Raw genomic sequence first — 8,756 nt, 5'->3', positions numbered from 1 at the left:
GCGTTATACATGGCCGCCTGGGCCGCCGTCAGAGCAAAAGGAACAGCCCTGGGCGAGCGTTACCGCGCCCTGCGGGCGCGGGGAAAAGTAGCCAAGGTGGCCATCGTTGCCTGCATGCGATGCCTGATCACGGCCATCAATGCGATGGTCCGTGATCAGGCCGGATGGCGGCATGGGGCGGCTGTCTAAAAAAGACAGTTGCTCCCACAAAAAGCTGCCCCAGAGACAGCAGCCTGCCCCTGTTGACTTCGAGTGCACTCGAAGGCGTACGCTTCTCGAATGCCTAATTCGATGACCATTGCCGAGGCCGCTCTCGCCACCGGCCTCACCACGCATACGCTGCGCTACTACGAGCAGATCGGCCTGATCGATCCGGTGCCGCGGCGGAGCGGACAGCGCGTCTACGGCGAGGCCGAGATGCGTTTCATCCACTTCGTGCTCAAGCTGCGCGCCACCGGCATGCCGATGCGGGTGATCCAGGAATATGCCGAGCTGCGGCGCCAGGGCGAGACGCCCGAGAGCATCCGCCTGCGTGGCGACCTCCTGGCACGCCATGCCGCCAACCTGCGTGACGAGCTGGTCACGTTGACCGAGACCATCGCCCGGCTGGACGACAAGATCGCCCTGTACCGCTCGATGTACGTCGAAGACGGCGCCCCTTCCCCTGCCGAAACACCGACGCCTCCCGCGCCGGTGCCGGCCGCCCTCCCCTCGAAACGAAGGAGAAACGCATGAAGACCCGCCAACTCGGAACGCACGGCCCCCAGGTGTCGATGCTCGGCCTTGGCTGCATGGGCATGAGCGAGTTCTACGGCCCCACGGACGAGAAGGAATCCATCGCCACCCTCGAGCGTGCGCTGGAGCTCGGCATCACCTTCTGGGACACCTCCGACGCCTACGGCCCGCACACCAACGAGGAACTGCTCGGCCGCACACTCGCCGGCCGGCGCGACCAGGTCTTCCTGGCCACGAAGTTCGGCATCGTGCGCGACCCGAACGACCCGAACAAACGCGGCATCAGCGGCYGCCCGGAATACGTGCGCGAGTCGGTCGAAGGCAGCCTTCGCCGGCTGAAAACCGATCACATCGACCTCTACTACCAGCACCGTGTCGATCAGACCGTGCCCATCGAGGAGACGGTCGGCGCCATGGCCCGGCTCGTGGAAGAGGGCAAGGTGCGTCACCTGGGCCTGTCCGAAGCCTCGGCCGAGTCCATCCGCAAGGCTGCCAGCGTCCATCCCATCGCCGCGCTGCAGAGCGAATACTCGCTGTGGACCCGGGATCCGGAGACCACCGGCACCCTGGCCGCCTGCCGCGAGCACGGCATCGCCCTGGTCGCCTATAGCCCACTGGGCCGCGGCTTCCTCACCGGCGCGATCACCCGGCCGGAAGACTTCGCCGAGGACGATTACCGCCGCTTGAACCCCCGGTTCGTCGGCGAGAATTTCCAGAAGAACGTCGCCATCGTCGACAAGGTGAAGAAGTTCGCTGCCGACAAGGGCTGCACACCGGGCCAGCTGGCCCTGGCCTGGGTACTGGCCAAGGGTGAGGACATCATTCCCATCCCGGGTACCCGGCGTCGGACTTACCTGGACGAGAACGCCGGCGCGGTGGGCGTACCCCTGAGCACCGCGGAAGTGGCCGAGATCGACGCCATCTTCCCGCCGGACTCCGCCGTGGGCGACCGCTATGCGACAAACATGATGAGCTTCATCAACGCCTGATCCGTGAACGGCAGCCCCGTCCCCGGTTAACGGGGGTGGGGCTTCCCTCCCTATAATGGGCGGATGTCATCTCCCGATCATTCGCCGCTGGGCAAGGCCACCGTCTACGCCGACCGCTACGACGCCGGGCTGCTCTACCCCATTCCCCGCCAGGGCAAGCGCGACGAGATCGGCGTATCCGCCGGTGCGTTGCCGTTCCACGGCGTCGACGTATGGAACGGCTACGAGCTCTCCTGGCTGGACCTGCGCGGCAAGCCGGTGGTCGCCGTGGCGGAGTTCCGATTCCCGGCGACCACGCCGAATATCGTCGAATCCAAGTCCTTCAAGCTCTACCTGAACAGCTTCGCCCAGGAACGCCTGCCCGATGCCGAAGCCGTGCGCGCGATCCTCGTCCGCGACCTGTCGGCAGCAGCCGGCGGGCCCTCCGAGGTGATCCTGCGCGCACCGGGCGAACTCGACGGCACGCCGATCGGCGAGCCCGAGGGTGCGCTTCTGGACGCCCAGGAACTGGATTTCGACAGCTACGGCCCACCCCGCCCGAACTTTCTTCGCACCCACGAAGGCGATGCCCGCGAAGTGCTGGTATCGCACCTGCTGCGCTCGAACTGCCCGGTCACCGGCCAGCCCGACTGGGGCAGCGTGCAGATCGCTTACACGGGGGCGCCGATCGACCGTGCCGGCCTGCTGCGCTATCTGGTTTCCTTCCGCAGCCACACCGAGTTCCACGAGCAGTGCGTCGAGCGCATCTTCATGGATATCCGTGAGCGCTGCGCGCCCCGCGAGCTCGCCGTGTACGCGCGATACACCCGTCGGGGCGGTCTCGATATCAATCCGTTCCGAAGCACGGACCCCGCCGCCGTACCCGGCAATCCGCGTGGCGCACGCCAATAATGAATGCATCGTTCATGCGTTCTTCATTGGTCTTGCCTTTAGTTGTGTAGCCTGTAACCTGCCGCGGCCAAGGGGATAAGGCCCCTGCGCCTCGTCCCATTCGACTTTGATCAGCACTATCGGAATCCAGACATGAAGCTTTCCTTCCGTTCGTCCGCTCTCGCCACGGCCACCGTCGCCGGTCTGCTGGTCCTCACCGCCTGCGGCAAGAAGGAAGATCAGCAGAACGCCGCACCGGCTCCGTCTGCCACCGCACCGGCTGCACCGGCCGCCGCAGGCACTGCTCCGGCGGCTCCTGCTGCCGCGACGACCGCCGCTGCTGCTCCCGCTGCCCAGCCCGCCGCCGCTCCGGCTGCCCCCGTCGCACCGGCCGCTGCCGACACGCTGAAGGTCGGTTCGGTCACGCTCGGCAACGCCGTTGGCGGCGACAAGAAGGTCGCCAAGGCCAAGAACGCCTTCGCCCCCTCGGACAAGACCATCTACGCATCGGTCGCTACCGACGGCACCTCCGCCGGCGCCACGTTGAACGCGAAGTGGACCTACCAGGACGGCGAGACGACCACCACGGTCAGCGACATCAGCCAGTCGATCAGCACGGATGGTCCGGCCGTCACCACGTTCAAGATCCAGAATCCGAACGAATGGCCGGAAGGCAAGTACAAGGTCACCATCTCGCTCAACGGCCAGGCCGTGGGCAACGAGGCATTCGACGTCAAGAAGAAGTAATTCACTTCTTCCTGCGCATGCTTTGAAAAAGGGGGTGGCGCAAGCCACCCTCTTTTGTTTGGACCGGCTTCATTGGCCCGGCTTTTTTTTGTGGGAGCCGCTTCAGCGGCGATTGAGTGCTTGCGTCAGACTGGCCCGCTGCCGCGGGATCGCCGATGAATCGGCTCCTACGCAGGGCGCATCTCTGCTCGCCTATTTCTTCAATAGCGCGTTGAGTACGGGATATCTGACGGCAGTTGGCTCCGCCTTGCCCATGAACTCGGCCGCCATCCGCGCCGTGTTTGCATAGGCCTCCAGGGACAACGCGATACCGGCGCTCAGGCGTCGCGCGCCAGCCGCGAAAAGCTCGTCCCGCGACGGCAATCCCGGCACCAGCATCACGTTGAGCGGCGTCGGCGCGATGGCGTCGGCGAGACGGCGGATGTCGTCGGTCACCGAGACACCGGGAACGAACATACCGTCCGTACCGGCATCGATATAACGGCTCGCGCGACGTGTGACCTCTTCGATCGCCGCTTCCCCCGCTGCCAGGCCGCGCAGGTACACATCGGTGCGCGCGTTGATGTACAGGTCGCGACTGCCCAGCGTGGCGCGTATCGCCTTCAGCTTCGCGACGAGAAGGTCGGGCGACTTCGACCCGTCCTCGATATTGATGCCCGCCACGCCAGCGTCCACGAGCGTCGCGACCAGCCGGGCCACCTCGTCGGGATCCTCCGAACAACCTTCCTCGATATCGACGGTCAGCGGAAGGTCGACCACGCGCAGGATGCGGCGCACGGCGCCGACCATCTCGTCGGCGGGCAGCTGGTCGCCGTCTGGCCAGCCACACGACCACGCCACGCCGGCGCTCGTCGTGGCGATGGCCGGGGCGCCTGCGTGCTGTATCACTGCGGCGCTGGCGGGGTCCCAGGCGTTGGGCAGGACGAGCAGTTCGCTGCCGCGATGGAGGTCTCGAAGGCGTTGTGCAGTCATGGCGGGTCATCCTGTCGGGAGGTCCGCACACCTTCGCGCCTTGGCGGTGCCGCCGCAACTGGCGTCCTGCGTGTAGGAGATGCATAGGCCCGGTGAGAGAGGGGCTCACCCGTTGACGACACAGGCTTCAGGCCGGCGATGGTCGAATGGCGCCCATCCACCCCATTCCGCTTTTACCGCGCCACTAGAGGAGTCATCGACATGCTGCATTGGGCCGTAGTTTTCTTCGTCATCGCCATCATCGCGGCGGTCTTCGGCTTCACCGGCATCGCCGCCGGCGCCGCCAGCATTGCCAAGATCCTGTTCGTGGTCTTCCTTATCCTGTTCATCCTGTCGCTGCTGTTCGGCGGCCTGCGTCGCGGACCCAGGATATAAGCCACGCGCATACCGAGTAAGAGGGACAACGCCCCGGCCCCAGACCGGGGCGTTGTCTTATCTGGCATTCGCTATTGCAGCGCCATCAAGCTGGCGATAACGATGGCGTCCAGGATGCCGATCAGAATGAGCCAGCGGCAGAGTTGGCGAAGCGCCGCAGCCACCGCATCCTTGCGCATTGGCCGATCCTGGAATATCCAACGGAGCCCCATCTTGATTCGCCGCAGGTCGAAACGGCCGGTGGCTTCGACCTGCCGCGGATCGACGCGCGCGACCATGATGCTCATCAGGCCAGGAACGAGCGTCACGATGATCGCGAGGACGAAAGCCGCCCAGAACAACGGTGACTTGCCATGGGGATCGAACTGGCACAGATCGCAATCCGGTTCCGGGAAGTGCGTGGAGAACGCCATGTAAATGGCGCCGATGTACCCGAGGGTCCACACGACGACGAGCACCCGCAGAATCCACGCGAGTACCCGGAGAAAGCGCGTCGGAATATCCCTCAGTCCAAGCAGCGCTCCGTTGGTGTACCGCTCATGTCCTGCTCCCATGTGTCCGAGTGGACCCATGTCGACCCGACGCTCCATACCGTGCGTAAAACACATGGACACGATTTTCGTCACGATGCCCAGTGCAACCATCGCCATAAAGTAAACATTGATAAACACGGGCACGCGCCTGATCCTATTCGGAGCGAAATCTAGGCCGTCGTCCCATCGACCGTCAACGTCCTTGCCGTGACAATCCTCTCCTTGTTCGAAACGACTGTTTCGATGCAACTTCCGGCTCGGAAACAGGCACTCACGCTGGCGCTCCATGTCCGGAAGGGAAATTCATCTGCCCTCGGCATAACACCCGCCACAATGCCCGCGCTATCGCTCGCTCTGGAGGATGAGTCATGCGCAAGCTCCTCTGTCTTATCTTCGCCCTCGGTCTCGCGGGCACGGCCTCGGCCGACTCGGCGCGAAGCAGTGCCGCCGATACCGACTTCGTCCGCAAGGCGAGCAGCGGCAACCTCACCGAGATCGCACTGGGCAAGCTTGCCGCCGACCAGGCATCGTCGGACGACGTGAAGAAGTACGCCGCGCGCATGGTGACCGATCACACGCAGGGCAACGAGCAACTCGGAAAGCTGGCAGGTAGCAAGGGCATCCAGATCGCGACAGCGCCCGACGTGGCGCAGCAACATGACATCGACCGTCTCAAGGGCCTCGACGGCGCGGCCTTCGATCGCGCTTATTCCGACCTGATGGTTCGCTCGCACAAGCTCACGGCGGGCCTCTACGAGCTCGAGGCGACGAAAGGCGAAGACACGGAGATACGCGCCTTCGCGCACGACACGTTGCCCGTCCTTCGCGAGCACGAGAAGCTGGCGGACTCGTTGCCACCGTTCTGACCCGACCCGGGCTCGCCGCAGGCGGCGAATCGGCGGATCATGACGGGCCCGCCCTTCCCATTCTCCCGGACACGCCATGTCTCACGATGCCCTTGCCGCTCTCGATCGCCTTCCCCGCATCGCGCTTCTCGACAACGCCACGGCAATACATCGCCTTTCCCGTATCGAAGAACAACTCGGCCTGACGCGGCGAGGCATCCGTTTGAGCATCAAACGCGACGATGTCATGGCGCTGGGCGGCGGCGGCAACAAGCTGCGCAAGATGGAATATCACCTTGGCTATGCGCGCGACATCGGCGCGGACACGGTGATCACGGTGGGCGGCGTCCAGTCCAACCATGCGCGATTGACGGCGGCGGCGGCCGCCCGTCATGGCTTTGCGTGCGAAATGCTGCTTGCGCGCATGGTTCCCAAGGAGGGAGATGACTATGAGAAGAACGGCAATGTGCTTCTCGATGAATTGTYTGGCGCCACGGTGACCCTGCTGCCGCGCGGTGAGAATGCGCTCGTCCACGCCAATGCACGTGCCGAGGCGCTGCGGAACGAAGGGCATACGGTCGTCGTCCTGCCCACCGGGGGTTCTACGCCTCGCGGTGTGCTCGGCTATGCGCGCTGCGCGCGCGAGATCTCCCAGCAGGAAGACGAGCTCGGGCTGCGCTTCGACCGTATCGTCGTTCCGAACGGAAGCTCCGGAACGCATGCGGGCCTGGTGGCAGGGTTCGCCGCCCTGGGTCGCGATCCGGCACGCGTATCCGCGTATTCCGTTCTCGGCGAGCGGGACGCCACCGCGGCGACGACGCACGGCCTCGCGCGCGAGGGACTCGGACTGCTGGAGTCCACGGCCGACCTTGCCGCGAACGAGGTGCATGTCGATGGGTCGCAGCTTGGCGACGGCTACGGCGTGCCTACGCCAGCGATGAAGGAAGCCTTGCGTTTAATGGCGAGTGCCGAGGGCATCCTGCTCGATCCGGTGTACTCGGGGAAGGCGTTCGCCGGGTTGTTGCAGGACCTGCGCAGCGGGGTCGTGCGCGATGGGGAGCATGTTTTGTTTGTTGCTACCGGTGGGCAGCCGGGGCTTTATGCGTATCGCGAGGACCTGATGGGGTGAAGCGATGCTCTGTGTGGGAGCCGCTTCAGCGGCGATACCTGGCGGTGTCGCCAGCACCATCGCCGATGAATCGGCTCCCACATTCAGCGCGACCAGCCGGCCTTACGGCAACTCCACGCGCGCAACCAACCCACCACCCGCCCGATTCGCAAGCGTAAGCCGCCCGCCCACCGACAGCATCAACTGCGCCGCAATCGCCAATCCCAACCCGGTCCCACCCGTATCGCGGTTCCGCGACGTCTCCAGTCGATAGAACGGCTCCAGCACACGCGCCAGCTCGTCATCGGGAATACCCGGCCCGTTGTCGGCCACCTCGATACACAAGGCCCCGGCGGACGTGCGCGTCATGCCCACCTCCGCAGCACCCGCGTACTTCAACGCGTTGTCGATCAGGTTGCCTAGCACTCGACGCAGGGCCTGCGGCCGGACGATGGCGGTGCCGTCGACGCTGCCGGTGAGACTCACCGCTTTGCCTGTGTCCTGGTAGTCGAACACCAGGCTTTCCATGAAGGCCGCCGGGTCGATCTTGCGCGGTGTCTCCGTCGCGCCGTGCGCGCTGCGCGCATAAGCGACGCCCTCTCGCACCAGATGCTCCATCTCGTGCAGGTCCTGTAGCAACTTGCCACGCTCCGGACACTCCTCGAGGCCCTCGGCGCGCAGGCGCATCCGTGTGATCGGTGTCTGCAGGTCGTGCGAGATCGCGACGAGGATCTGCAGGCGTTCCTTCACGTAGAGGGCAATGCGATCCTGCATGGCGTTGAAGGCAACCGCCGCCTGTGCCACCTCGGTCGGACCGTCCTCGGACATCCGTGGTCCCTCGTTCGTGGGCGTGATGGATTCCGCGGCGCGCGCCAGACGCACCAAGGGCCGCGTCGCCAGACGGACAGCCACCCAGGTAATCACCAGAAGCACGACCATCTGCAGGATGAAGACGAAGGGCAGCCAGTCGGCGAGGGGCATCACCCGGGGGGTCACCTCGATGCTCAGGGGCTCTCCGTCATGCAGGGTGAGATGCACCTGGTAGCGTTCCGGACCCATCGACACGGTGTTCGCCTTGACCGCAAACGATGGTCCGACTTCACGCTGGATCAGATCGGTGACGACACGCGCGCGATTCGAAATCGGATCGGCGCCGGCCTTGCCGGGCCCGAGGATATAGCGATAGTTATCGCGCTGGAGACGACTTATCCATGCCGGCCGTTCCACCGCCGGAAGACGGTCAAGGATCGCGACCGACGTACCGACGTCGTGCTCGAGCGTATTGAGCATGATCGTCTTGGCGCTCTGGTAACGCTCGAAGAAGAGCAGCCCGAACGACATGCCATGCGCTAGCAGCAAACCGGCGAAGATGATCAGGTACAGGCGCGACGCGATGCTGCGCGGCATCCAGCGCCGGAGCGTCGCCTTCACGACGCTTCCCCGAGCACCGTGACCGGCATGGTGAAGACGTAGCCTTCGTTGCGGACCGTCTTGATGTACGCCTGTTCGCGCGCATCGTCGACGAGGCGCTGGCGAAGACGACTCACCATCAGGTCGATCGAGCGGTCGAACAACTCGGCGT

11 protein-coding genes and 1 pseudogene are annotated in these 8,756 nt (G+C 64.9%); 8 read left to right on the top strand and 4 right to left on the bottom strand.

The annotated features are described in order from the left end of the window. The 5 genes and pseudogenes from AC1DSN_RS14090 to AC1DSN_RS14070 all read left to right on the top strand — a co-directional run. Nucleotides 1-189, top strand: a pseudogene (locus AC1DSN_RS14090) (IS110 family transposase); the annotation flags it as partial. A gap of 102 nt (nucleotides 190-291) precedes the next feature. Then, nucleotides 292-735, top strand: a complete 444-nt coding sequence (locus tag AC1DSN_RS14085) for a MerR family transcriptional regulator (RefSeq protein WP_213949205.1) — start codon at nucleotides 292-294, stop codon at nucleotides 733-735. Continuing rightward, entirely contained in the window at nucleotides 732-1,724 is a 993-nt protein-coding gene (locus AC1DSN_RS14080; protein ID WP_477331220.1) for an aldo/keto reductase, read from the top strand. Before AC1DSN_RS14085 ends, AC1DSN_RS14080 begins: the two co-directional genes overlap by 4 nt. A 63-nt stretch (nucleotides 1,725-1,787) precedes the next feature. Beyond that, entirely contained in the window at nucleotides 1,788-2,615 is an 828-nt protein-coding gene (gene queF / locus AC1DSN_RS14075) for an NADPH-dependent 7-cyano-7-deazaguanine reductase QueF (protein WP_477331218.1), read from the top strand. Between the two features lie 132 nt (nucleotides 2,616-2,747). Continuing rightward, a complete protein-coding gene (locus AC1DSN_RS14070; RefSeq protein ID WP_477296932.1) occupies nucleotides 2,748-3,341 on the top strand; it encodes a hypothetical protein in 594 nt (197 codons plus the stop codon). Nucleotides 3,342-3,533: 192 nt separating this feature from the next. Here AC1DSN_RS14070 and AC1DSN_RS14065 read toward each other — a convergent pair whose 3' ends face one another. Then, nucleotides 3,534-4,313: an isocitrate lyase/PEP mutase family protein gene (locus tag AC1DSN_RS14065; RefSeq protein WP_477296930.1), complete on the bottom strand. Its 780-nt coding sequence runs from the start codon at nucleotides 4,311-4,313 to the stop codon at nucleotides 3,534-3,536. Between the two features lie 201 nt (nucleotides 4,314-4,514). Between AC1DSN_RS14065 and AC1DSN_RS14060 the strand changes: the two genes are divergently transcribed. After that, a complete protein-coding gene (locus AC1DSN_RS14060) occupies nucleotides 4,515-4,688 on the top strand; it encodes a DUF1328 domain-containing protein (protein WP_046968321.1) in 174 nt (57 codons plus the stop codon). 71 nt (nucleotides 4,689-4,759) lie between these two features. Here the strand turns inward: AC1DSN_RS14060 and AC1DSN_RS14055 are convergent, their stop codons facing one another. After that, nucleotides 4,760-5,365 (bottom strand): hypothetical protein, encoded by a 606-nt coding sequence (locus tag AC1DSN_RS14055; protein WP_477296928.1) that lies wholly within the window; start codon nucleotides 5,363-5,365, stop codon nucleotides 4,760-4,762. 224 nt (nucleotides 5,366-5,589) lie between these two features. On the opposite strand from AC1DSN_RS14055, the gene AC1DSN_RS14050 reads away from it, so the two are divergent. Beyond that, nucleotides 5,590-6,087, top strand: a complete 498-nt coding sequence (locus tag AC1DSN_RS14050; RefSeq protein WP_477296926.1) for a DUF4142 domain-containing protein — start codon at nucleotides 5,590-5,592, stop codon at nucleotides 6,085-6,087. Nucleotides 6,088-6,163: 76 nt separating this feature from the next. After that, nucleotides 6,164-7,195 (top strand): D-cysteine desulfhydrase family protein, encoded by a 1,032-nt coding sequence (locus AC1DSN_RS14045; protein WP_477331216.1) that lies wholly within the window; start codon nucleotides 6,164-6,166, stop codon nucleotides 7,193-7,195. A gap of 102 nt (nucleotides 7,196-7,297) precedes the next feature. Here AC1DSN_RS14045 and AC1DSN_RS14040 read toward each other — a convergent pair whose 3' ends face one another. Next, nucleotides 7,298-8,605, bottom strand: a complete 1,308-nt coding sequence (locus AC1DSN_RS14040; protein ID WP_477293806.1) for a sensor histidine kinase — start codon at nucleotides 8,603-8,605, stop codon at nucleotides 7,298-7,300. Continuing rightward, entirely contained in the window at nucleotides 8,602-8,748 is a 147-nt protein-coding gene (locus AC1DSN_RS14035; RefSeq protein WP_477331222.1) for a winged helix-turn-helix domain-containing protein, read from the bottom strand. Before AC1DSN_RS14035 ends, AC1DSN_RS14040 begins: the two co-directional genes overlap by 4 nt. Nucleotides 8,749-8,756: the final 8 nt, after the last annotated feature.

The organism is Luteibacter sp. P4_D7_3 (assembly GCF_056401735.1).
Note: the sequence above shows the minus strand (reverse complement) of the source record. Positions and strands in the feature narration are given on the sequence as shown.

Coding starts and splice junctions, on each gene's coding strand:
- AC1DSN_RS14060 (WP_046968321.1), top strand. CDS start 4,515: ATGCTGCATTGGGCCGTAGTTTTCTTCGTCATCGCCATCATCGCGGCG.
- AC1DSN_RS14050 (WP_477296926.1), top strand. CDS start 5,590: ATGCGCAAGCTCCTCTGTCTTATCTTCGCCCTCGGTCTCGCGGGCACG.
- queF (WP_477331218.1), top strand. CDS start 1,788: ATGTCATCTCCCGATCATTCGCCGCTGGGCAAGGCCACCGTCTACGCC.
- AC1DSN_RS14085 (WP_213949205.1), top strand. CDS start 292: ATGACCATTGCCGAGGCCGCTCTCGCCACCGGCCTCACCACGCATACG.
- AC1DSN_RS14070 (WP_477296932.1), top strand. CDS start 2,748: ATGAAGCTTTCCTTCCGTTCGTCCGCTCTCGCCACGGCCACCGTCGCC.
- AC1DSN_RS14065 (WP_477296930.1), bottom strand. CDS start 4,313: ATGACTGCACAACGCCTTCGAGACCTCCATCGCGGCAGCGAACTGCTC.